The organism is Enorma phocaeensis (assembly GCF_016901575.1).
Lineage (GTDB): Bacteria > Actinomycetota > Coriobacteriia > Coriobacteriales > Coriobacteriaceae > Limicola > Limicola phocaeensis_A.
Genome location: NZ_JACJKQ010000002.1, coordinates 24879 through 46573 on the forward strand (window position 1 = coordinate 24879; position 21695 = coordinate 46573).

Annotated in this window: 21 protein-coding genes; 16 read left to right on the forward strand and 5 right to left on the reverse strand. The window is 63.1% G+C overall.

Annotated features, from left to right (window positions below; all coding sequences use genetic code 11):
* Window positions 1–12 precede the first annotated feature (12 nt).
* Genes H6A15_RS01785 through H6A15_RS01800 form a run of 4 tightly spaced genes read left to right on the forward strand, consistent with a single transcriptional unit; the run spans window position 13 to window position 4225 of the window.
* A complete protein-coding gene (locus H6A15_RS01785) occupies window positions 13–924 on the forward strand; it encodes a hypothetical protein (protein WP_204671967.1) in 912 nt (303 codons plus the stop codon).
* Window positions 925–939: 15 nt separating this feature from the next.
* On the forward strand, window positions 940–1872 hold the full coding sequence (locus H6A15_RS01790; protein WP_204671971.1) for an ATP-binding cassette domain-containing protein: 933 nt from the start codon (window positions 940–942) through the stop codon (window positions 1870–1872).
* On the forward strand, window positions 1869–3014 hold the full coding sequence (locus H6A15_RS01795) for a hypothetical protein (protein ID WP_204671973.1): 1146 nt from the start codon (window positions 1869–1871) through the stop codon (window positions 3012–3014). The genes H6A15_RS01790 and H6A15_RS01795 overlap by 4 nt, the downstream gene beginning before the upstream one ends.
* On the forward strand, window positions 3011–4225 hold the full coding sequence (locus H6A15_RS01800) for a hypothetical protein (RefSeq protein ID WP_204671975.1): 1215 nt from the start codon (window positions 3011–3013) through the stop codon (window positions 4223–4225). The genes H6A15_RS01795 and H6A15_RS01800 overlap by 4 nt, the downstream gene beginning before the upstream one ends.
* Window positions 4226–4505: 280 nt before the next feature.
* On the opposite strand, the gene H6A15_RS01805 is transcribed toward H6A15_RS01800, so the two are convergent.
* Both H6A15_RS01805 and H6A15_RS01810 read right to left on the reverse strand, forming a co-directional pair.
* Entirely contained in the window at window positions 4506–5051 is a 546-nt protein-coding gene (locus tag H6A15_RS01805) for a YbaK/EbsC family protein (protein WP_239462276.1), read from the reverse strand.
* Between the two features lie 218 nt (window positions 5052–5269).
* Window positions 5270–5899 (reverse strand): SDR family NAD(P)-dependent oxidoreductase, encoded by a 630-nt coding sequence (locus H6A15_RS01810; RefSeq protein WP_239462277.1) that lies wholly within the window; start codon window positions 5897–5899, stop codon window positions 5270–5272.
* Here H6A15_RS01810 and H6A15_RS01815 point away from each other — a divergent pair.
* The 8 genes from H6A15_RS01815 (at window position 5898) to H6A15_RS01850 (ending at window position 14500) form a co-directional block, all read left to right on the forward strand.
* Window positions 5898–6260, forward strand: coding sequence for a zf-TFIIB domain-containing protein (locus H6A15_RS01815; protein ID WP_204671977.1), 363 nt, complete (start codon window positions 5898–5900; stop codon window positions 6258–6260). The genes H6A15_RS01810 and H6A15_RS01815 overlap by 2 nt on opposite strands.
* A 141-nt stretch (window positions 6261–6401) precedes the next feature.
* Complete coding sequence (locus tag H6A15_RS01820; RefSeq protein WP_342635787.1) at window positions 6402–7313, forward strand: patatin family protein; 912 nt, start codon at window positions 6402–6404, stop codon at window positions 7311–7313.
* An 8-nt stretch (window positions 7314–7321) separates the two neighbouring features.
* On the forward strand, window positions 7322–8827 hold the full coding sequence (locus H6A15_RS01825) for a DUF2130 domain-containing protein (RefSeq protein ID WP_204671979.1): 1506 nt from the start codon (window positions 7322–7324) through the stop codon (window positions 8825–8827).
* 138 nt (window positions 8828–8965) lie between these two features.
* A complete protein-coding gene (locus H6A15_RS01830; RefSeq protein WP_204671981.1) occupies window positions 8966–10396 on the forward strand; it encodes an amidophosphoribosyltransferase in 1431 nt (476 codons plus the stop codon).
* 81 nt (window positions 10397–10477) lie between these two features.
* Window positions 10478–11008, forward strand: coding sequence for an RNA 2',3'-cyclic phosphodiesterase (thpR, locus tag H6A15_RS01835; RefSeq protein WP_204671983.1), 531 nt, complete (start codon window positions 10478–10480; stop codon window positions 11006–11008).
* 269 nt (window positions 11009–11277) lie between these two features.
* On the forward strand, window positions 11278–12837 hold the full coding sequence (locus H6A15_RS01840; protein ID WP_239462278.1) for an aminotransferase class I/II-fold pyridoxal phosphate-dependent enzyme: 1560 nt from the start codon (window positions 11278–11280) through the stop codon (window positions 12835–12837).
* 178 nt (window positions 12838–13015) lie between these two features.
* A complete protein-coding gene (locus H6A15_RS01845) occupies window positions 13016–13279 on the forward strand; it encodes a hypothetical protein (RefSeq protein WP_204671986.1) in 264 nt (87 codons plus the stop codon).
* 228 nt (window positions 13280–13507) lie between these two features.
* Window positions 13508–14500 carry a hypothetical protein gene (locus H6A15_RS01850; RefSeq protein WP_204671988.1) on the forward strand — a complete coding sequence of 331 codons (993 nt, stop codon included), beginning with the start codon at window positions 13508–13510 and terminating at the stop codon, window positions 14498–14500.
* A 413-nt stretch (window positions 14501–14913) separates the two neighbouring features.
* Here H6A15_RS01850 and H6A15_RS01855 read toward each other — a convergent pair whose 3' ends face one another.
* From H6A15_RS01855 to H6A15_RS01865, 3 genes are all read right to left on the reverse strand, one after another.
* On the reverse strand, window positions 14914–15474 hold the full coding sequence (locus H6A15_RS01855; protein WP_204671990.1) for a ferritin family protein: 561 nt from the start codon (window positions 15472–15474) through the stop codon (window positions 14914–14916).
* A gap of 263 nt (window positions 15475–15737) precedes the next feature.
* On the reverse strand, window positions 15738–16298 hold the full coding sequence (locus tag H6A15_RS01860; RefSeq protein WP_204671993.1) for a PTS sugar transporter subunit IIA: 561 nt from the start codon (window positions 16296–16298) through the stop codon (window positions 15738–15740).
* Window positions 16299–16571: 273 nt separating this feature from the next.
* On the reverse strand, window positions 16572–17192 hold the full coding sequence (locus H6A15_RS01865) for an HAD family hydrolase (RefSeq protein ID WP_239462279.1): 621 nt from the start codon (window positions 17190–17192) through the stop codon (window positions 16572–16574).
* A gap of 195 nt (window positions 17193–17387) precedes the next feature.
* Between H6A15_RS01865 and H6A15_RS01870 the strand changes: the two genes are divergently transcribed.
* The 4 genes from H6A15_RS01870 to H6A15_RS01885 are packed head-to-tail and all read left to right on the forward strand — an operon-like array spanning window position 17388 to window position 21657.
* Window positions 17388–18227 carry a hypothetical protein gene (locus tag H6A15_RS01870; RefSeq protein WP_204671997.1) on the forward strand — a complete coding sequence of 280 codons (840 nt, stop codon included), beginning with the start codon at window positions 17388–17390 and terminating at the stop codon, window positions 18225–18227.
* A gap of 18 nt (window positions 18228–18245) precedes the next feature.
* Window positions 18246–20036 carry an ABC transporter ATP-binding protein gene (locus H6A15_RS01875; protein ID WP_204671999.1) on the forward strand — a complete coding sequence of 597 codons (1791 nt, stop codon included), beginning with the start codon at window positions 18246–18248 and terminating at the stop codon, window positions 20034–20036.
* Window positions 20029–20865, forward strand: a complete 837-nt coding sequence (locus H6A15_RS01880) for an energy-coupling factor transporter transmembrane component T family protein (protein ID WP_204672001.1) — start codon at window positions 20029–20031, stop codon at window positions 20863–20865. Before H6A15_RS01875 ends, H6A15_RS01880 begins: the two co-directional genes overlap by 8 nt.
* Entirely contained in the window at window positions 20866–21657 is a 792-nt protein-coding gene (locus H6A15_RS01885) for a PHP-associated domain-containing protein (RefSeq protein ID WP_204672002.1), read from the forward strand. It abuts the gene before it with no gap.
* Window positions 21658–21695: the final 38 nt, after the last annotated feature.

The window sequence follows — 21695 nt, forward strand, 5'->3', positions numbered from 1 at the left end:
AGGCTCACGAACGTGCCCTGCAAAGACGGGGGCATGGTGGTGCGGGCGGTTGAGGCGCAACGCGGCGTGCTCACAGGTGGTGTCACGGATACACCTGGAACATGGGATACCGACGACGCGCTGGCGGCGGCGTGCCGGAGCGCGGCGGATGCGCAGATGCCCCCGCTCGATGCCGCAGTGCGCGAGCGGATGATTCGGGAGGCGGTCGCAGAGGGCCTGGGCCAGCTCGAGCTCCCTGAGGCCCGTTTGCGGGAGGCACTGCGAACGCTCACGCCGGTCACGCTCTTTGCCGGCGTGGGCGATGCGGTTGCCTGTGCCGTTGCGGGGGCTGCGGCAGTGTTTGCCTGCATCGCGCTCGCGTTGTCCTCGGCATCTACCGCGAGCGTGGTGCCGGTAGCGGCGTTTATGGGGGCGCCGGTGCTCTATGGGCTCTTGCTTTCGCTCACCATGTGGAAGGACGCCCGGGGGAGTCTGGCGGCCTGGCGGCGCACGTGTCGAGTGACGGTATACGAGGTCGGCGCGCTGCGCATGCTCGCCTTCGGAGTCGTATCGCTTGCGGCAAGTGTTCCCGCAACGGGGGCGCTCTGGCTGCTTGCGGCGGGAGCGGTGCCGCTGGCTTGGCTGTTTGCGGTTGCCTGTGCAGGCTTGTGCGTCTTTGCGGCGCTCGCGCTTGCGTCGCTGCTCGCGGCCGATGGCCGGGGATCCGTGGCGCAGATGGGGGCATATGCCGCGCCGGTGGTGCTTTGGACCGTGGTGGGGGCGGTTCTGCTGCACGATGCGCACGGCGCGGCGTTCGTGATGCGCGTTCCTGCGGTCGTGTTCGTGGTCATCGCGCTGTCGGCCGTCGGGTGCTATCTGGTCGAGCTCCGCACCTTTGTGTGGCGCGGGTGCGGCGGGACGCGTCCCGCGGCGGCAGATGTGTGAGGGCGAGGAGGAGTCATGCTGGAACTGCAGCAGGTAACGAAGCGCTTTGGAGAGCGCACCATAATCGAGGGTGCCTCCCTGGTCTGCGGGCACGGCGTTACTGGTCTCATTGCGCCCAACGGCGCGGGGAAGACGACGCTCATCAAGATGCTCGCAACCCTGCAGACGCCGAGTGAGGGCCGTATCCTCCTCGATGGTGAGGACATCTACGGCCTCGGGGAGGCCTACCGCGCCCACGTTGGATACCTGCCGCAGCAGGTCGGCGTATACCCGAGTTATACGCCGCGGCGCTTCCTGCGCTATGTGGCGGCGCTCCAGCGCGTGCCGCGTCGCGTTGCCGACCCTCGCATCGGGGAGCTTCTCGACCTGGTGGGTCTGGCCGAGGTGGCCGACACCCGCATGCGGACGTTCTCGGGCGGCATGATCCAGCGCGTGGGCATCGCGCAGGCGCTCATCGCCGACCCCGACATCCTTTTGTTCGATGAGCCCACGGCCGGCCTCGACCCCCGCGAGCGCGCGCGGTTCCGGAGCGTCATCCACGGGCTCGCGGCGACGCGCACGGTGATCCTCTCGACACATATCGTTTCAGATATAGAAACTATCGCTGGGCAGATCGTGCTGATTCGCGACGGGCAGGTGAAGGCGTATCAGCACGCATCCGAGCTCACCGCCCCGCTTGTCGGGCGCATCCTTGAGGTTCCGCTCGATGCCCCTGAGCTACCTGGCGAGCTCAGGCTCGGCGAGCGGGAGGGTACGGCGGGACCGGTGCGTCGCATTGCGCTGCCGCAAGCCATCGCAGCAGGAGAGCTCCCTGCGGGAGCCGTGGCAAGCGCTCCGACGCTCGAGGATGCCTTCTTGGTGCTATATCGCGACGCGCACGTGGACGGTGTGGATGCGTCGGGTCCGCGCCGGGGCGCTCCGTGGCGCAATTGGAGAGGGTTCCGATGAGGGCCCTGATGGTCGCGGAGTTTCGCAAGCTCGCCATGATGCCGGTGCTCGCGGGGTTCCTTGCACTGAGCCTGCTCTTCAACGCATTGATCGTTGCGGGGTCGTCATACCTGGTCCCGTACGTGCGCTCGGCGGCTGGGGTGACGCGCTCCTTTGGGGGGCGTATCGACGAGACGATGCGGGAAGCCTTTGCGGCGGGCGCGACCGAGGAGGACCGCGCGCTGCTGGGCGATGCGGTGGCGACGGCCGAGAACATCTTTGAGGGCATGGATACGGCAGAGCTCTCCGCGCACTACACAGCCCCTTTGGGACCCTCGTCGCTCGCAGCTCTGATCGAGCGCAAGTACCAGGCGTTGCAGGCGCGGGTGGACCACCTTGCCGCGACAGGCGCAGCCCTTGATCTCTACGCAGGGCCCTACACCCACGACGTGCACCAGCTGCTTTTTGGCAGACTTATGCCCGCGGTGATCGGCGAGGGAGCGTTGGCGGGCATTGCTGTCGCCCTCTTGTTGCAAGAAGTGGAGCGGATGGCCGGAACGCGCCAGATGCTCTTCTCCTCTGCTATTGGCCGTCGCATCATGCCGGTTAAGCTCGCATGCGCGGCTGCGGTGGGGCTTGCGTGCTACGTGCTGCTCGCGGCGGCTACGCTCGGCGGCGCGGTCTTCTTCCTAGGTGCGGGCGACCTCATGGGTGCGAACGTGTCGAGCCAGTTCAACTTCTTGGTCGAGGGGAACCTCATCAAGCCATTCATGACCTGGGGCGATTTCACGGTAGCGGGATACTTGCTTGCCACATGTGCGCTCGGGGCGGCTTTGGTGCTTATGGCCGTGGTGACGGCGAGTGCCTGGGGCACGCTGTTTCGCGATGCGTACCGCACGGCGCTTGCGCTTGCGGCCGCCTGCGTGTCGATGCCCGTTATCTCGGACATGGCGGCGCGGATGGGGGCGTGGGAGATGTACGCGGCAGCCTCATTTTTGCCGGTCAACGTATGGCTGCGGGCTTGGGCATGGTTTACCGACCAAGGGCGCTTCTCCTTCATTCCCTGGCACGAGGCCGTCGCGGTGGGCGTGGGACTTGTTGGCGTGGCGGCGATGGCTGGTTGGTCGTACCGGCGGTTTTCCCGGAGGGACGTGGTGGTATGAGACTTGTGATCGGTGAGCTGCGCAAGCTCTGGCGTTTGTCGATCGTCCTTGCGTTGCTTTTGCTCAGTGCTCTCTTCTACTTGCTCTTTCCGTCTTATTATGTGACCGTTGGCCTGGGACGCAACGAGCCGGCGCATACAACGCTGATGCTCGCGCGCTCCTGGGCCGGGCGATTCGGCCCTACCATCGATGCGCGCGAGCGGGCCGAGATCGCTCAGGACCTCGCGGAGGAGCAGGGGCGCTTGGCGGCCTTTCTTGCGACGGATGAGCGCGCGCAGGCGCTCGGCATCACGAGCTGGGACGAGCTGCGGGCGGCGGACGAGGCACGTCTGGAGGATGCCGCCGCCGGGATGGAGCTGCCTGACGATGGCTTCTCCGAGCTGTGGTCCGCGGTGCTCGAGGATGCAGACGGCTACCTGATCCAAGAGATGGAGGCCTATCTCGTGGGGTGGGACGCTCGCGCCGCCGATCCGGACTATACCGTTGCGCTGCCCTCGTATGTTGGGGATGCTGCCTTCGCACGTGTTCGCGAGCTCGGGATGCGTGCAGAGGATGGATATCTATCCGTGTACATCATGGAGATGCTTGGATTCTATATGCGCTATCTAGCCGTGCACGTGCTCGCTGCGACGCTTGTGCTCGTGTCGCCTGTGCTCGTGCGGGATCGGTTGCACCGGGTCCGGCCGTTACAGCTGACCTCGCGCAGCGGGCAGCGCGTGCTGTGGGCGCAGTTAGTGGCGACGCTTGTGAGCGCGGCGGGCATCGCTGTGGTGTGCTTGGCAGCCTATGCGGTGCCGCTCGCAGTGCTCGGCGTGTTCGACCTGGGCAGCAGCATGGTCGGGAGTCTCGCGTGGGACGTGCGCTTCCCCTGGTTCGATATGAGCATGGGTCTCTATCTTGGTATCCGTGCGGCGATGGTGCTCATGCTCGGACTTGCGACGGCTGCCTTCGCGTTTGCGCTCTCGCGCGTGAGCGCAGGATACGTGGGCGTTTTGCTCAAGGCGATCCCGCTCTTTGTGGTGTTGGGTCCGCTTGCGTCTCCGATGCTCTTCGATGCGACATTTTGCATCCGCGAGCCGTGGTCTGGTGCAGACTGGGTGATTCCGCCCGGCGGGGAGGCTGCTGCACTTGCGCTCGTTGCCGCGGCAGCGCTGGCACTGGCGTGCGGGCTGTGCGCGCACCAGAGGTCGCGCTCAGGCTTGCTGCGCTAGGAGCCATGTGGTGATGAGGCGGTGCAGGTGGGTGCCGGTGCAGGTAGGCGCGCGAACTCCCCCAACCGATTCGAACGTCGCTCGCTACGACCCCTGGATTCCTCGTGCCAAGCCAAAAGTGAGACTATAAGGGCCGTGGTCTCGCTTTTGACCTCGTTTCGAGCAAGAAACTGAGACTACGTTGCCTCTGGACTCAAATGGAGCGCCGCCCTGATTCGGCGCGGGGGCGGGTCCGAACCAGGGCGGCGCTGCCGCGGCGTATATACGCGCCAAAGCGTTGTTACGACGGCAGCTTGCAGACGTCGATCCAGGTGCAGGGGGCACAGAGCTGCTCAAGCTCGTCGCAGGTGAGGCGGACGGCGCTGCTCGAGCTTCCTGCGGCAGGATAGATTTCCTCGAAGCGCCTGAGCGAGGCGTCGAGATAGATGTCGCAGCCGTCGTTGACGGCAAACGGGCACACGCCGCCCACCGCATGGCCGATGCGCTCTTCAGCGTCGGCAGCCGAGAGCATCTTGGCCTTGGTGTGGAACTGCGCCTTGTACTTTGGATTGTCGATGCGCGCGTCGCCTGCGGCGACGATCAGCGCCACGCGGTCTCCGACGTAGAACGAGAGCGTTTTGGCGATGTGTGCGGGCTCGACGCCGACTGCCTGCGCCGCGAGCTCCACCGTGGCGCTCGAGGTGTCAAACTCCATCACGCGGTCTTCCATGCCGCGTTCGCGCAGAAACGAACGAACCTTATCAATCGCCATGCCGATTCCCTCCCCGTGGGCGCTTCGCGCGGTCGCGTCTGTATCGATCGCGCTGAGCGGTGCAGCGGGCGCCATGCGCCGCACGAAGCGCTGCGCTGTAGCGAACCCATCCAGCTTAGCGCCGCCACGCCTTCGAGAACAGACCTGATCGCTCTCGACTCCAATCGGTAACCGATGCGGCGACACGTGTGAAAGGGCGCCCGGCGGATGACCGTCGAGCGCCTTGGACTGGCCGATGGTGCCGGACGGGCGCATGGCTTGGGTGGCGTGAATCCCAGCGACCCGCTTCTGGGCTAGACCGTCATGCCTCCGTCGACGGGGAGCACGGCGCCCGTGACATAGCTCGCCATGTCGCTCGCCAGGAATACGAAGGCGTTTGCAACGTCTTCGGGCCGACCGACGCGCTTCATGGGGATGGCGTCGGCGATGGGTTTGATCATCTCCTCGGGGAGGGATGCATCCATATCGGTTGCGGTGACGCCGGGCGCGACCGCGTTCACGCGGATGCCGCGCGGGCCCAGCTCGCGGGCAAGCGAGATGGTGATGCCGTTAACGGCAAACTTGCTCATGGGATAGCCCACGCCGGAGGGCTGGCCCATCTTGCTCACCATGGAGCTCGTATTGATGATCACGCCTCCCTCTTCAAGCACGCGGGAGGCTGCCTGGCAGCCGTTGAGGACGCTCTTGACGTTGATGTCGATGATGCTGTCGAACTCCTCGGGCGTGTAGTCACCGAGCGGCGCCCCTTCGTTGGACGCCCGTGCCGCCGCGGAGGCCGGTCCTGCCTGCGCGCATGCCGTTTTGATGCCACGTCTGCAACATATCGAGAGGCGCTGGGTATAAGGACCCTCGTGACCATCTTCCGGCGTGACGCCGCCCGCGTCATGCCGAGGAGCCGACCTCGTGTGGAGAGGGCCGACCATGAAATGTCCCGTATGCAAAGACGTCACGCTGCTCATGAGCGAGAAGAACGGCGTGGAGATCGACTACTGTCCCGAGTGCCGCGGCATCTGGCTCGACCGCGGAGAGCTCGACAAGATCGTCGAGCGCGCCCGTACCGCCGAGCAGAGCTATCGCGAGGAGCACCGTCGCGAAGCGCGTGACGATCGTCGGGCCTATAGCAGCTACGACGATCGCGACTCGTATGAGGAGCGCCGCCGCGACGAGCGCCGTCGCGAAGAGCGCCGCTACGACGATGACCGCTACTACAAGGACAAGAAAAAGAAGAAGCAAAACCCCATGTCCGCCCTTTCCGACATCATGGAGATCTTCGGCGGAGACTAGCCCTGGGCCCGTCGACGCTGCGGCGTCGACGGGGATTCCCGCAGCGTGCCGACGGGTGCCGCCCGGCGGTTCTCCCGCGGCGTTCGGCGTGTGTCCGGGCGCCGCGCTATACTACCTTCCATCACAAAGGGAGGTATCGACGTGGCCCAGCAAGAGGAAAAGGTATTTGTTCGGGGGGTTTCTGTTCCGCAGACGGCGCCGGGCGCCCCGAGCGTCGGCGTGGTGCTCGAGGGCGGCGGATTCCGTGGCATGTACACCGCCGGCATCACCGATGTGTGGATGGAGCGCGGATTTACCGCTACGGCTACGGTGGGCGTGTCGGCGGGCGCCACGTTCGGCTGCAACTTCAAGTCATTGCAGATCGGACGCTCGCTCAGGTACAACAAGCGCTTCTGCGCGGATCCTCGCTATGCCAGCCTGCGCAGCCTCATCACCACGGGCGACCTTTTCAACAAGAAGTTCGCCTATGGACGCCTGCCATGGGAGCTTGACGTCTTCGATGTGGAGACCTTCCAGGCGAATCCCATGCGATTTACCGTCGTGGCAACCGATATCGAGACGGGAGAGGCGGTCTATCACGACCTTGAGCTCGGACAAGAGGACGATATCGAGTGGATCCGCGCTTCGGCGTCCATCCCCGCGCTGTCTCGTCCCGTACATCTCGAGGGGCGCAAGCTGCTCGACGGAGGCACGGCAGATTCCATTCCATACGATTGGATGCTCTCGCAAGGCTATGGCCGCTGTGTGGTGGTGTGCACGCAGGACGGCTCATATCGCAAGCAGCCCAATGGCCTCATGCCGTTTTTGAAGGTCTGGCTGCATCGCTATCCCAAGCTGGTCGAGCTGCTCGCCAACCGCCATCTGCGCTACAACGACCAGCGCGACCGCCTCTCCCGCCTCGAGAGCGAGGGGGAGGTATTTGTGATTCGCCCATCGGAGCCGATCGTGCTGCCCACGGTCGTCAAGGATCCAGAGCTGTTGCAACAGGTGTATGACTTGGGCCGGCGCGATGCCGAGGCGACCTTCGATGCCATGATGGCCTACGTTCGATAGGGGGCGTCGTGAACGAGATCAAATGTCCCAAATGCGGCACGGTGTTCCGGGTCGACGAGACCGGCTACGCAGACATTCTGCGTCAAGTCCGCACCGATGAGTTCAAGCGTGAGCTGGGGGAGCGCGAGCAGCTGCTGCAGCAGGAGCGCGACCAGGCAGTCAGGCTCGCCCAGCAGGAGGCGGAGGCCCGCCTTCAAAAGGGCGTGTCAGAGCGCGACACGAAGATCGCCGAGCTGACCGCGCGGCTCGAGGCGGCGTCCTCGGAGCGCGAGCATGCATGCCAGCAGGCGGCGGCCGAGGCGCGCGCCGAGGCGGGGCGAGTCCAGGCGGAGCTTCAACGCGAGGCCGACCGCCTGAAGGCGGAGCTGGCGTCGCTCGAGGGGCGCCAGGAGCTTGAGCTGCAAAAGGTTCAGGCCGAGGCCGACCGGCATCTTCAAGAAGAGATGGGCCGTGCGCAGGCCGCTGCCGAGGAGCTGCGCTCCCAGCTGCGTGAGCAGAAAAACGCTGCGGCGCTCGAGCGCGAGCGCGCGGTGGCGAAGGTTGTTTCCGAGCGAGACGAGGCCCGCTCGCAGCTCGCGAGCGAGCGTGCCGTGCGCGCTTCCGAGCGCGAGCAGCTCAGGGCCTCCCATGCGCTCGAACTCGAGCAGGCCGCAAAAACGAGCGAGGCCCTGATTCGCTACAAGGATGAAGAGATCGAGCGCCTGCGCGACATGAAGGCGCGCCTGTCCACCAAGATGGTCGGAGAGTCGCTCGAGCAGCACTGCGAGACCGAGTTCAATCGCATTCGCATGACGGCGTTCCCCCATGCCTATTTTGAGAAGGACAACGATGTGAGCGGGGGTACGAAGGGGGACTATATCTTCCGCGAATGCGACGAGGCGGGCAACGAGATCGTCTCGATCATGTTTGAGATGAAAAACGAAAACGACACGACTGCCACCAAACATAAAAACGAGGACTTCTTCAAGAAGCTCGATCATGACCGCACTACGAAGGGCTGCGAATACGCGATTCTGGTGTCTCTGCTCGAGCCGGAGAGCGAGCTCTACAATGCGGGCATCGTCGATGTGGGCTATCGCTTCCCCAAGATGTACGTGATTCGCCCCCAGTTTTTCATCCCTATCATCACCCTGCTCAGAAACGCCGCGCTGAGCTCGCTTTCCTACAAGCAAGAACTCGCGCTGGTGCGCCAGCAGAACATCGATGTCACCACATTTGAGGAGAAGCTGCTTAAGTTCCAAGACGGCTTCTCTCGCAACTATGAGCTTGCGAGCCGTAAGTTTCAGACGGCGATCGAGGAGATCGACAAGACCATCGCGCACCTGCAAAAGACCAAGGAGGCCCTGCTTTCGAGCGACCGCAACCTCCGCTTGGCAAACGACAAGGCCCAAGACCTCACCATCAAGAAGCTCACGCGGGGCAACAAGACCATGAAGGCGGCATTTGAGGAAGCGCGCGCTGCGGGCGGGCGAATCTCGCCGGAGGACGACCAGGGGCAGGTTGTCAAAGAGTAGGCGAGGCGCCGCCCAGTTGTGTTGCCTTCGCGATATGCCTGCTCCACCTGCGGTGCAGGTTGTGTGTCCTATAATGAAGCCCTCGAATCGGCCACCGCGACACAACGACAAACGACGCGATTTGCAAGGGGAGAGCATATGGGCGGTTTCTTTGGCGCGGCATCCAAGCGCGACGTGGTGCTGGACGTCTTCTTTGGCGTGGACTATCACTCGCATCTGGGGACCAGACGTGCCGGCATGGTGTTTTGTGAGGGAACGGGCGGTTTCCAAAAGGAGATCCACTCGATTGAGAATGCTCCGTTCCGCTCCCGTTTCGACAAGGACCTCGAGCATTTTCATGGCACGAGCGGCATCGGCTGCATTTCCGACACCGATCCGCAGCCGCTGCTCGTCCGCAGCCACCACGGGACGTTCGCCATCACGACCGTGGGCATCATCAACAACGCCGACGAGCTCATCGAGCGCTATTTCGAGCAGGGCGGCGCCCAGTTCATGGCGATGAGCTCCGGCGCGGTGAACCATACCGAGCTCGTGGCGGCGCTCATCAACCAGAAGGACGACCTTGTCGAGGGTATCAAGTTTGCCCAATCGCAGGTCGAGGGCTCACTCACCCTGCTTGTCATGACCGAAGACGGCGTCATCTTCGCGGCGCGCGACCGCATGGGCCGTCTGCCGGTCATCATCGGGCGGGACACGGCCGGCGAGGGCTACTGCATCTCGTTTGAAAGCTTTGTCTACCATAAGCTGGGGTACGAGGACGCCTACGAGCTGGGGTCGGGCGAGATCGTGCGCGTCACGGCCGAGGGCTACGAGACGCTCTCGCCAGCCACTTCGGAGATGAAGATCTGCGCCTTCTTGTGGGTGTACTACGGCTATCCCAACTCAAATTACGAGGGCGTGAACGTCGAGGTCATGCGCTATCGCAACGGACGCATCATGGCGCGCGACGAGGCGGCGGCGGGCACGCTTCCCGAGGTCGACTACGTTGCCGGCGTGCCGGATTCCGGCCTTCCGCATGCCATCGGCTATGCCAATGAGTGCGGCGTCACGTTTGCTCGTCCGTTCATCAAGTACACCCCCACCTGGTCGCGCTCCTTCATGCCTACCAACCAGGCGGTTCGCGACCGCATCGCCGAGATGAAGCAGATTCCCGTGCCCGAGCTTATCGAGGGCAAGCGCCTGCTGCTCGTCGACGACTCCATTGTCCGCGGCACGCAGCTGGGCAACACCGTGGACTTTCTTTACGAGGCGGGTGCCACCGAGGTGCACATGCGCTCGGCCTGCCCGCCGATTATGTTCAGCTGCAAATACCTCAGCTTCTCGCGCGGCAAGTCCGACCAGGACCTCATCGCGCGCCGCGTGGTGCGCGAGCTTGAGGGCGAGGAGGGCGACAAGCACCTCGATGAGTATGCTGACAGCTCGACCGAGCGCGGCAAATGCATGCTGCGTCAGATCTGCGAACAGCTGGGGTTCGATTCTCTGAGCTATCAGAGCCTGCCGGGCATGCTCGAGGCCATCGGCATCGATCCCGCGAAGGTATGCACCTACTGCTGGGATGGCAGGGAGTAGCGAGGCCCTTCAAGGTGACTCGACGGGGGAGGCGGCATCCAGGGGGTGGCGCCTCCTTTGGTATAGGGGAAGGTGATCGGTGTGCGTGCGTTCATCGCGCTGGAGCTTCCGCAAGATTTCGAGGCGGACGTCGCCGTGCTTGCGCGTCAGCTCCAGGCGCAGGTCCGCGGCCGCTTCATGCGGCGTGACACCTACCATGTGACGCTGGCGTTTCTTGGGGAGATCGATGAGGCGGCTGCGCGCCAGGTGGTGGACGCCATGGATCTTGCTTGCGGCGGCGCGCCTGCCATCCAGCTTGTCCCCGACGGCCTCGGCACGTTCGGCCGTCCGCACGACGCCACGCTGTGGCTGGGGTTACGGCTGACCCCTGAGCTCGATGCCCTTGCATCTGCCGTGCGCGACCAGCTCGATGTCGCGGGCGTCGGCTACGACCAGAAGGCCTTTCGTCCGCATATCACCCTGGCGCGCCGCGCGGCGCTGCCCAGGCGGCCGCTGGACGGCCCGATGTTCCCCGCTCCGGCCACGGCCTGCCGCGTCACGCTGTTCAAAAGCGTGCTTTCGCAGGAGGGTGTCACCTATAAGGCGTTGTACCGAGCCGCGTTGGGGGGATAGATGGCCGCCGGACTCCAAGGCCCGTCGCGCCGCCGGCGCGCGCCCCTCTTGGGGGCGGCGGCTGTCGGCGCGTCCGTGTCGTGGGTGGTGCGCGTATAACTTTGAACCTTGTGCATCGCATGATGTGAAAATTGAACTAATAGTTCAATATCAACGTGGTATACTCCCATAAAAATTGAACCTAAGTTCAATTTTGAATCTGACGGGAGTGACATGCCGTGGGCGAGACGTTTTCAGAGCGACTAAGACATGCCTTGGCGAATGCCGGCATGAAGCAGGCCGATCTCATTCGTTGCGCCGCCCAGCGTGGCGAGCGGTTGGGAAAAAGCCAGGTAAGCCAATATGTAAGCGGAAAAACCGTGCCGCGGCGCGACGTGATGCGCCTGCTCGCCGACATCCTTTCGGTCGATGCGGCGTGGCTCGCCGGCGCGGACATGCAGGGCGCATGCGCCAAGGGCGCCGGGGCGGGCAAAGCCGCATCAAGCGGAGGGCGAGCTTCCGCGCGGCGTGAGGCCGCCCGTCGGGGCCCGTCTTCTCGGGACTCAGCTCATGTCGCGTCGCAGGCGGCGGCGCCCGTTCCGTCATCATCAGTTTCGCAAAGGAGCATCCCCATGCGTGAGTTCAAAAAGTCTTCCAAGCTTGACAACGTTCTATATGACGTGCGCGGCCCCGTTGCCGATGAGGCCGCCCGCATGGAGTCGGAAGGGCTGCGCATCCTGAAGCTCAACATCGGCAATCCGGCACCCTTCGGCTTCCGCACCCCCGACGAGGTCGTCACCGACATGCGCCAGCAGCTTCCGGAGTGCGAAGGCTATTCGGACTCTCGCGGCCTGTTTTCAGCACGCAAGGCAATCATGCAGTACGCCCAGCTCAAGGGGCTGCCAAACGTTGGCATGGATGACATCTACACCGGCAACGGCGTTTCCGAGCTCATCCAGCTGTGCATGAACGCGCTGCTGGACACGGGTGACGAGATTCTCATCCCTAGCCCCGACTACCCGCTGTGGACTGCCTGCGCAACCCTTGCCGGCGGCACGCCGGTTCACTACATCTGCGACGAGGAGGCGGAGTGGAACCCCGACTTGGCCGACCTCGAGTCCAAGGTCACCTCTGCCACCAAGGCGATCGTGATCATCAACCCCAACAACCCCACGGGGGCGGTCTATCCGCGCGAGGTGCTCGAGCAGATCGTCGAGATCGCTCGGAAGCATCAGCTCATGATCTTCTCTGACGAGATCTACGACCGCCTGTGCATGGACGGCATCGAGCACGTCTCCATCGCCTCGCTCGCCCCCGATCTTCCCTGCGTGACGTTCTCGGGCTTGTCGAAGAGCCATATGATCGCCGGTTACCGCATCGGATGGATGATTCTTTCCGGCAACAAGCGCTGCATGCGCGATTTCGTCCTCGGTGTGAACATGCTCTCCAACATGCGCCTGTGCTCGAACGTGCCCGCGCAGTCCATCGTTCAGACCGCTCTCGGCGGCCATCAGAGCGTGAAGGGCTACGTGGCGCCGGGCGGGCGCGTGTATGAGCAGCGGAACTATGTCTACGAGGCGCTGAACGCCATTCCGGGCATCACCGCGGTCAAGCCGAAGGCAGCCTTCTACATCTTCCCGAAGATGGATGTCGAGCGCTTCAACATCACGGATGACGAGCAGTTCGCGCTTGACCTGCTGCACGAGAAACGCATCCTCATCACGCGCGGCGGCGGCTTCAATTGGGGCAAGCCGGACCACTTCCGCATCGTCTATCTGCCGCGTATGGGTATTCTGCGCGAGGCGCTCGACGACCTTGCGGACTTCTTCGAGCACTATCGTCAAAACTAGCGGCGGCGAACGGCGTCGGAGGCGGGTCCGGCGCCGTTCACGGCTCTATTGGCAACGTTCGCGGCATCTTACATTCCGCTGACAATTACCTGACAGGCGCTTTGTGTGTCACGGGTAGGTTGAATATGCATAGTCGTCCCCATGCGGGGACGCGGGACAGGCGGGAAGGTGGTGCACCATGAACGTGAAGTTGGTGCGCGAGAGCGAGTTCACCGGAACTAAGGGCAAGGTGCTCAAATATGTGGGGTGTACCTATGCCATGATCATCCTGAGCCAGTTCATCAAGGCGTTTGGCATGAGCGCGGACGCGGGAGCCCTCATCGACCTGTCGAGCTTCGTCTTCTTCCTCTCCTTTATTACCTATCCGCTCGGCATTCAGGCGGTGCGCCTCGCCCGCGAGCTCATGGTGGCGCAGCCCTCGCGCCAGGCCGCCGGCATCTAGTCCGGACGGCGGCGCGCCTCAGCGCGCCTCAGGGATTGACGCGGTCTATCGCCCCGGTCTGAAGGCCGGGGCGATTTTGTGTGCACACAGATTCTTCGTGGTGCGGACGATCATCCCGCCTACACTTGCAACGAGCCGAAAGGCTGGAATATCGGGCGATGGGCCCACGAAAGACTGGCGCGAGATTCGCGCCCATGACAAGCGCCGGAAGGCGCAGGAGGAACGTGCATGACTGAGTTCGGCAAAGTTGAAGAGATGGACAACGAGATGGACGAGACGATGGCCGAGGCCGCCGCGATCGCAGGCGTGTCCGAGTTTGACGAGATGGATGTTGAGGACGCGTCGATTCTGGCCGACGACGAGGCCGAGGATGCGGCCGAGGACGACAGCGAGGAGGACGAGGCTGCCGATCAGGACGGCAAGGTGGCTCCTGAGAACCTGGACGACCAGCTCTTCGATAAGCTGAACCGTGCCGCTCGCCTTATGCGTGCCCGCCGCGACGTGCTCGCCGAGCAGGCGGCCGAGGAGGCCGAGCGCCTGAACACGCTGAAGCGCGCCCTCAAGCTTCTTGAGCTCAAGCCCAAGATGGAGGAGAAGGAGATGGCCGACCTCATGGGCATGCGTCTCCGTGAGCTCAACGACATCCTGATCCAGGCCGAGAAGCAGGACATCGTCGCTCGCGTCGAGCCCGAGGACAACGACATGCGTCACGTGGTGGTCTTCGCCAGCGAGGATGCCATGGAGCTCGCCGAGGCCCAGGGCAAGAAGCGCAAGAAGTATATCCCGCAGCTCTCTGCTGAGTCCGCCGAGCAGCTGCTTTCCCTGCTTGACATGGTCATCGACCCGCTCACCGAGATGGGTCTCGACCGTCCCGCCGAGAAGCGCGACGAGCGCGGCGGCGACCGTGGCGGCCGCGGCGGCTTCGGCGGCGGCCGCGGCGGCGATCGCGGCGGACGTGGAGGCTTCGGCGATCGCGGCGGACGCGGCGGCTTCGGCGGCGGCCGCGGCGGCGACCGTGGCGGACGCGGAGGCTTCGGCGACCGTGGCGGCCGCGGCGGCTTCGGCGGCGACCGTGGCGGACGCGGCGGCTTCGGCGACCGTGATCGTGGCGGCCGCGGCGGCTTCGGCGACCGTGGCGGTCGTGGCGGATTCGGTGGCCACAACGACCGTGGCGGACGCGGCGGCTTCGGCGATCGCGGCGGACGCGGCGGTCGCTACTAGGCACCCGCACGCCGCTCCTGGGTTGCGCCGACGCGTGCCGTCACGCAACCGGAGATTCTCGTGCCGATAAGGTATGAGCTATTGGCTTTGGACCGCCCCAGCTCCTCTGCTCGAGGCTGCTGGGGCGGTCTTCGTTCAAACAAGCGCGCCTTTCCGACATTTACGGCGGCAGTGTGAGATAGAGCGCTCTAGTCGTGTAATAAAAAGCCTGGTAGAAGCCTTGTCCATTTCGCGATCATGTTCATCCCCTCGGCTAAATGTAGGAAAAGCGAATCCTTTTTCTCCGAGGTCCAGGCCGTTGGCGATTCTGGCAAGGTTGCGGTTCCACATTGGCCATAAAATAAGAGGCGCCCCCGATTTCTCGGAGGCGCCTCTTGCTTACGCGGTGCTCTGCTGCGCTCGAGCGAGCGATATTAGCCGAAGTAGCGCTTGAGCAGGCCGGCGAACGCCTTGCCGTGACGGGCCTCGTCGCGAGCCATCTCATGCACGGTGTCGTGGATGGCGTCCAGGCCGGCAGCCTTGGCGCGCTTGGCAAGGTCGGTCTTGCCGGCGGTGGCGCCGTTCTCGGCCTCGACGCGCATCTCGAGGTTCTTCTTGGTGGAGTCGGTCACGACCTCGCCCAGAAGCTCGGCAAACTTGGCGGCGTGCTCGGCCTCCTCAAAGGCTGCCTTCTCCCAGTACAGGCCGATCTCGGGATAGCCCTCACGATGGGCGACGCGAGCCATGGCCAGGTACATACCCACCTCGCTGCACTCGCCTTCGAAGTTGGCGCGCAGGTCGTTGACGATGTCCTCGGAGACCTCGGGCAGCTTGCCGACGCCCACGACGTGCTCGGCGGCCCAGGTCATCTCGGTCTCGGACTGCTTGATGAAGCGGTCACCGGAGACGCCGCACTGGGGGCACTTGAAGTCGGCGGGCAGCTCCTCGCCGTCGAACTCCTCGACATAACCGCAGACGGGGCAAACAAACTTCATGCTGTTCTCCTTAGAACGCAGGCGATTGCGCGGCGACCCGGTCCCTTCGGTCCCTCTCCGGTTGCCGCGCGCGTACACGACTATTATGCGCTAAATGTTTCCGGATTGGTAGCTATTAGGACGGATTCTTAAAAAGATTTCGATATCCGCGCGTAACTACTCGGTAAGCAAAGGGGCCCGTGCGGGCCCCCGTCAGTTCCAAGGCAGCTTGACGCGTTCGCGCCAGCTGCAAGCTGATGTGTTCGCGCAGGTCAAAGCGCAGGCTACTTGCGTACGACGAGCAGCGGGTCGCCGACCTTCACGAGGGGGCGTCCGCCGAGCAGGGTACCCGAGCTGCCGATGTGATTCACGCGGACGCTGTCGCCCACGTTGGAGATGATGAGCGTCACGACATCCTCATAGCCGGCAGAGGAGATCGCCTCGGGCTCGAAGGCGATGAGCGGGGTGCCCGCCTTCACGACATCGCCCTGGTTGACGAAGCAGGTGAAGCCCTTTCCGTTCATGTTCACGGTGCCCAGACCGATGTGCATGATGATTTCCTCGCCGTCGTCGGTGAGCATGCCGATGGAATGGTTGGTCACCGTGGTCGCGGCGATGCGGCCGTTTGCAGGGGCATAGAGCGTGCGGCTGGTGGGAAGGATGCCGTAGCCCTCGCCAAAGAGGTGGGCGGAGAGGACCTCGTCGTTGATCTCCTCAAGACGCATGAGGATACCGGATACCGGCGAGTAGATGGTGTCCGGGCGGGTTGCGAACGATGCAGCCTGCGGAGTCTCGACGCCCGAGTCGGGCGTGACGGTGCCCTTGATCTTATCCCAGAGTTTCATGTGCATCCTCCTATAGGTATGCAGGATTGCGGCGCTGCCGCTGGTCTTCCCACCCATCATACCGAAAAGGTGGGCCGCTCATGCGATTAGGACGTTCGGCGGTCGGATTCTACACGCCCAAGGGCGCATGCGATCCGGGGCCGTTCTCGAGGGCGCGCCGGCTCCCGCGGCGGGCCCTCCCTGCTCTTGGCCGGTGCTGGCCTGGCAAGGGGCGAGGCGTCGGAGGCGATGGCGCCTCGGGACACCCGTTTGGGATGCCGGCGGTCCTGCTTTCTAGCGGGGCAGCCCGTCGATGAACGCGGCAAGGGCGTCGGCGTCTCCGGTGAAATGGAACGCCCTCATGCCCGCCACCTCGGCTCCGCGGCAGTTGTCCTGGTTGTCATCGATGAACAGGCAGGACGCGGGGTCGAGCCCATAGCGGTCGCACAGCAGCGTATAGATGGCGGGGTCTGGCTTCATGAGGCGCTCGAAGCCGGAGACCACGCGTCCGTCCATAACCTGGTAGGCGGGGCAGTGATTGAGTTGCTTGTCGATTTCGGTCGATGCGTTGGAGAGCAGATAGACCTTCAGGCCCTCATCCTTGAGGCGCAGGGCAAGGCGGTTGGTGGGTTCGATGGGCCGAGAGTAGCGCTGCCACTCCGCGGCACATGCGTGCAGGTTGGGGTGAAGGCGCTCGGGCAGGTGCGCTTGGGCAATGCGCTCCATGGTGGGCACGGCGATGACGCCGGCGTCGAGCAGCGACCATTCGCGGCGTCCAAAGTAGGCGCCGGCAAGCAGGTGCGCGTCCTCATCGGAGTCGGTGTACTGCTGGGCAAAAAACAGGCCGTCGAAGGTCATGAGCACGCCGCCCATATCGAAGACGACGGCGCGAAGGGCAGCGGTGCTTCCGTACATGATGTTTCCTCCGTTCATGTTGGTGGCGCTTGTGGCGCGAATGTCAACGACAAGTATATGCGCATCTGTGAACACTTCGGCGTTGGCCCAGGGCGGTGAGCTTTGTCAGCGTTTTGTAAGGCAGCTGATTATGGCCATTTTCATTCAAAAACTGAGTTCTTTCATTTGTCACATTGTCACAGAGAGGGGAATCCCATGTCGGTTACATCTGCGGAGCAAACCGCTCAGTCGCATAAGCTCATGGTCTTCGTGCTGAGCATGTCGCTCTACGGGCTTGCAACGCTTGTTTCAGAGCTCATCCCGTCGGTACAGGTGGGTATCGTTGAGTTCTCGGTCGAGTTTTTCCTGTTTATTCCGCTTACGCTTGCCATGCTGTTCGACCCGCTCTCGGTCGCGCTCGGCGCAGCCACGGGAGAGTTGGTATTCAGCGAGATAATGCTCGGCCAGTTTGGAGGAATAGGCGAGGTTGAGAAGTTTCTTACCGTGAGCATCGCGGTCTATCTTGCTGGAACGGTCGTGCACGACCCGCGCAATCTCAAGCTGGTGGGCGTCGCTGCCTTTGGCGCCACCGCCTTGCAGCTTGCCATGAGCGCCGGTGTGGACATCTTGAAGGTGGTTTTTGCGGTTGAGGAGTTCGAGGCTGTTCCGGGCCTGCCTGAGTCGGTCTTCTTTACTGAGGGCTTTGCCGCTGTGAACGACCTTCTGTTTTCGGGAATACTGTTCTGCCTGCTGCCGACGCTTTTCTTGGTGCCGCGCCTCTATGGAAAGATTGAGCCTCTGCTGGGCATGAAGCCACGCACCCCCGAAAACGCCCCGCGTCCCGTCGTAGGCAGGCTCGCCGCCGCATCCGTTGCATTGTTCGTCGTCGCCGCGGGCGCCGCCTGCCTTTCCGAGGCCGGCATGAGCATTGTCGAGTGGGAGGCGGATTGGGCAGGCGATATGCAGGCGATTTTTGTCGGACTGCTGGTTGCCGTTGTGATTGCGCTGGTCGCATGCTACTGCCTTTTCCGCTCCGCGAAGCTGAGCCGAGCTTAGGTTCCAAGGGGCTGGGACATGCCGATCATCTCAATTCATGACCTTACCTTTACCTATCCCGGCGCCGAGAAGCCTACCCTCCGCAATGTGGATCTTGAGGTTGCGGAGGGCGACTTCCTTGCGGTGATGGGGGCGAATGGCTGCGGCAAATCGACGCTGTGCAAGGCGATCAACGGCCTTATTCCGCAGTTTATCGCGGGCGACCTGTCCGGCTCGCTTGTGGTGGACGGGCTGGATGCGCCGACGGTTTCTATCGGAGAGCTCGCACGTCATGTGGGCTATGTCTATCAGGATTTTGAGAACCAGCTCGTTCGCCCTACGGTGCTCGATGAAGCGTCATTTGCATGTCTCAACTATGCTCAGCCTGATTATGTGGAGCGTGGCATGCGTGCGCTCGAGCTCTGCGGTCTTTCCGAACGGGCTCGCGACTACGTCTGGTCGCTTTCCGGCGGCCAGAAGCATCTGCTCGCGCTCGCGGGCGCCCTCGCTTTGGAGCCGAAGGTCATTATTCTGGATGAGCCGGTGGCGCAGCTCGACCCCCTTCACGCGCACCAGACCTACGAGGTCTTGCGCGACCTGAACGAGCGCTTTGGCAAGACCGTCATCGTCATCGAGCATCACACCGACTTTATCGCGGAGTTCTGCCGCCATGCCGTGCTCATGAACGGCGGCGCCGTCTCATGGGTGATGCCCGCTCGCGATGCTCTGCGTCAGCTCGACGACCTCAGAGCGAGCGATATATATCCGCCACAAATTGCCCAGGCGGCGCAAGAGCTCAAGGACACGGGAATCCTCGACGCGGCGGTCCCGCTGCCGACAACGGTTGATGAGGGGGTCGGCGCATTCGCGGGCATTCCATTTCACGCCGCTGGTGCTCCGGGCGTTTCCGCTTCGTCGAGCGATGAGCCGGCCGTCGCCTTTAAGCAGGTCTGCGTCGCCTATCGCAGCGTCAAGGGCGACCCGGTCACGGTCTTCGACCAGTTGGACCTTACCATCCATGCGGGCGAGAAAGTGGCGCTGGTCGGGTCAAATGGCGCAGGCAAGACAACGCTCATGAAGCTCATGTGCGGGCTTGTAAAGCCGACAAGCGGGACGGTGGCGCTGGCGGGCGCCTCCACGCGCGAGCTTGCTCCGGAGGAGCTTTCGGATCGGGTGTCGCTGGTTTATCAAAATCCCGAGCAGATGTTCATCAAAGATACCGTTCGGGCAGATATTGAATTTGCCATGCGCGCCCGTGGGGTGGACGGCCGGCGAGACCGCGCTCAGGCGCTCATCGATCGCTTCCGCTTGCATGACCTCGCCGATCGCGACGGTCGCCTCATGTCTGGCGGCCAGATGCGGCGCGCCTCTCTTGCCATCGGCATCGCGCTCGATCCCCCGATATTGTTGCTGGATGAGCCCACTGCAAATCTGGATATCGCTACGCGTCGGGAAATCGTTCGCACGGTCGCCGACCTACGCGGCATTACCGATACCGTAATCATCGCTACCCATGATATGCAGCTTGTGTGCCAGTTTGCAGACCGGGTGATCGTGCTTGACCATGGACGCGTGATAGGGGATGGAACCCCGGACGAGGTGTTTCAAGACCGGCGGGTGGTCGAGGCGTCAGGCATTCGCCCGCCTGAGATTTTCCGAATGGCACATGCCCTCGATCCAGGTGCCGTGTGCTACGACATCGAGGATTTTCTCATGTGTTTCGATGGCTATCGTGCGCTTGCCCTTGCGGCTGCGGAGGATGCTCCGGCAGGAGATGGGGAGCAGGAGCCTGGTTGCCTAGACGAAAGGAGACTGGCTTTCCATGCTTGAGAAGCTTTCGGAAAATGTGATGGACAAGGTGTCTATCGACTATGTGCGAAACCAGGTGCTTAAAAACGCCTACGGAAATGACGATACTCCCATTGCGGCCTTGGATCCGCGCGTGCTCATTGTCTGGTACCTCTTTTTCGGTATAGCACCATGGTTTATGGGCAGCGTACCCATGCTGCTGGCGATGTTTCTCTTTACTGCCGTCACAACACGCTTGGCGCGCGTGGCGCCTCTGGTGCTGGTCATCTTTGCCGTGGGCGTGTTCGCGCAAACGGGCTATATGTTTGTGGCCGCGCTGGTCTTTGGGGGCAACGCCGATACGTTGACGCCGCTTCTGGTGCTTACGCTCAAAGTCGCATCCTGCTCGTTGGCATCCATTACGGTGTTCTCGGGCCTTGACCCTGACAGGCTCTCAAGCGGCCTGCTGTGGTTTGGTTTTCCTGAGCGGCTGTCGTTTTCTATCTCATTTGCCTACCGCATCCTGCCCATCATGATGGAAGAGCTGCAGAACATACTGCTCTCATTTCGCCTGCGAGGCAGGGCACCTGCGCACGACACCCTGCTGGGAAAACTGCGTTGGTTGGTCTATCAGGTGAAAACCATCGTGCAGTCGTTTTATCCGCTTATGCTCAACATGGCGAAGCGCTCCCGCACCACGGTCGAGGCTCTTGAACTCAAAGGCTACCGCTACGCGTCTGCCAATCCAGACGTGCTCAAGATCCGCCTCTCGTCGCTTGCTGTCGGCAGCAACGACGCCGTCTTCATCGCTGCGTCGGCGGCCTATGCGTTGTTCTGCTTGGCGCTGCCCGCCCTTCTGGAGGTCCTGTAGATGCGTATCGATTTTCACACCCACGGCAAGCTTGCTAAGTACCTGAAGTACTCGCCCGCGTATACCGACTGGCTATTTTCCGAGGCGCGACGCGCCGGTCTTGACGCCATCTGTTTGACCGAGCATTTCAACACGCTGGGATTTGAAGAGGTGTATGCAGATATCGCTGCGCGTTATGATCGTCGCGGAGACGCCTTTGACGTGGGCGGCCTTCTGGTCTTTCCCGGCATGGAGATCGATGTCGCGGAAGGCGGCCATACGTTGGTGCTGGGTACCATGGAGGAGATTCTTGATTTCAACCGCGCGCTTGAGCTCCATAAGCCAAAGGGCTCCTTTCTGTCCCTGGCGGAGCTGGGGCAAGAGGTGCGCCGGCGCGAGCTGTTCTTTGGGTGCGCGCACCCATTCCGCGAGCCCGGGCATATTCCAGAGCAGCCGGATGAGGCGCTCGAGGCGTTTGAGTTCGTTGATCTGAACGGCAAAGATCTCGCCCATGGTCGGGATGACGCCATCGAGCGCACCGGTGCCTTCGCACGCCGTTTGGGGATTCCCATGGTGTCGGGTAGCGATACGCACCAGGCATTTCAATACGGCTGCGTTGCGACATGCATGGAGCGTGCCGTGGACACGGTTTCGGAGCTGCGCAAACAGGTGCTCGCGGGTGCGTTTACTATCGAGTTTGCCGATGACCTTGCATTTCGGGTGAGGACTGCCGGCCTTCTCAAGCGCGCTCTGAAGGAGATCGACCGTTTAGGCGGTAGCTATGTGGACGTTTTGCTTGCCGGCGCCGAGTAACGGCTCGCCCGACGAGCCACGAGATGGCTGGCGGCAAG

Bases quoted from the DNA above. Each gene is read 5' to 3' on its own strand.
- H6A15_RS01810 (WP_239462277.1), bottom strand. From the start codon at position 5,899: ATGGTCGGCCCTCTCCACACGAGGTCGGCTCCTCGGCATGACGCGGGC.
- H6A15_RS01815 (WP_204671977.1), top strand. From the start codon at position 5,898: ATGAAATGTCCCGTATGCAAAGACGTCACGCTGCTCATGAGCGAGAAG.
- H6A15_RS01805 (WP_239462276.1), bottom strand. From the start codon at position 5,051: ATGGCGCCCGCTGCACCGCTCAGCGCGATCGATACAGACGCGACCGCG.
- H6A15_RS01840 (WP_239462278.1), top strand. From the start codon at position 11,278: ATGAAGCAGGCCGATCTCATTCGTTGCGCCGCCCAGCGTGGCGAGCGG.
- H6A15_RS01870 (WP_204671997.1), top strand. From the start codon at position 17,388: ATGTCGGTTACATCTGCGGAGCAAACCGCTCAGTCGCATAAGCTCATG.
- H6A15_RS01860 (WP_204671993.1), bottom strand. From the start codon at position 16,298: ATGAAACTCTGGGATAAGATCAAGGGCACCGTCACGCCCGACTCGGGC.
- H6A15_RS01795 (WP_204671973.1), top strand. From the start codon at position 1,869: ATGAGGGCCCTGATGGTCGCGGAGTTTCGCAAGCTCGCCATGATGCCG.
- H6A15_RS01875 (WP_204671999.1), top strand. From the start codon at position 18,246: ATGCCGATCATCTCAATTCATGACCTTACCTTTACCTATCCCGGCGCC.
- H6A15_RS01845 (WP_204671986.1), top strand. From the start codon at position 13,016: ATGAACGTGAAGTTGGTGCGCGAGAGCGAGTTCACCGGAACTAAGGGC.
- H6A15_RS01865 (WP_239462279.1), bottom strand. From the start codon at position 17,192: ATGTACGGAAGCACCGCTGCCCTTCGCGCCGTCGTCTTCGATATGGGC.
- H6A15_RS01790 (WP_204671971.1), top strand. From the start codon at position 940: ATGCTGGAACTGCAGCAGGTAACGAAGCGCTTTGGAGAGCGCACCATA.
- H6A15_RS01800 (WP_204671975.1), top strand. From the start codon at position 3,011: ATGAGACTTGTGATCGGTGAGCTGCGCAAGCTCTGGCGTTTGTCGATC.
- H6A15_RS01885 (WP_204672002.1), top strand. From the start codon at position 20,866: ATGCGTATCGATTTTCACACCCACGGCAAGCTTGCTAAGTACCTGAAG.
- H6A15_RS01880 (WP_204672001.1), top strand. From the start codon at position 20,029: ATGCTTGAGAAGCTTTCGGAAAATGTGATGGACAAGGTGTCTATCGAC.
- H6A15_RS01830 (WP_204671981.1), top strand. From the start codon at position 8,966: ATGGGCGGTTTCTTTGGCGCGGCATCCAAGCGCGACGTGGTGCTGGAC.
- H6A15_RS01855 (WP_204671990.1), bottom strand. From the start codon at position 15,474: ATGAAGTTTGTTTGCCCCGTCTGCGGTTATGTCGAGGAGTTCGACGGC.
- H6A15_RS01850 (WP_204671988.1), top strand. From the start codon at position 13,508: ATGACTGAGTTCGGCAAAGTTGAAGAGATGGACAACGAGATGGACGAG.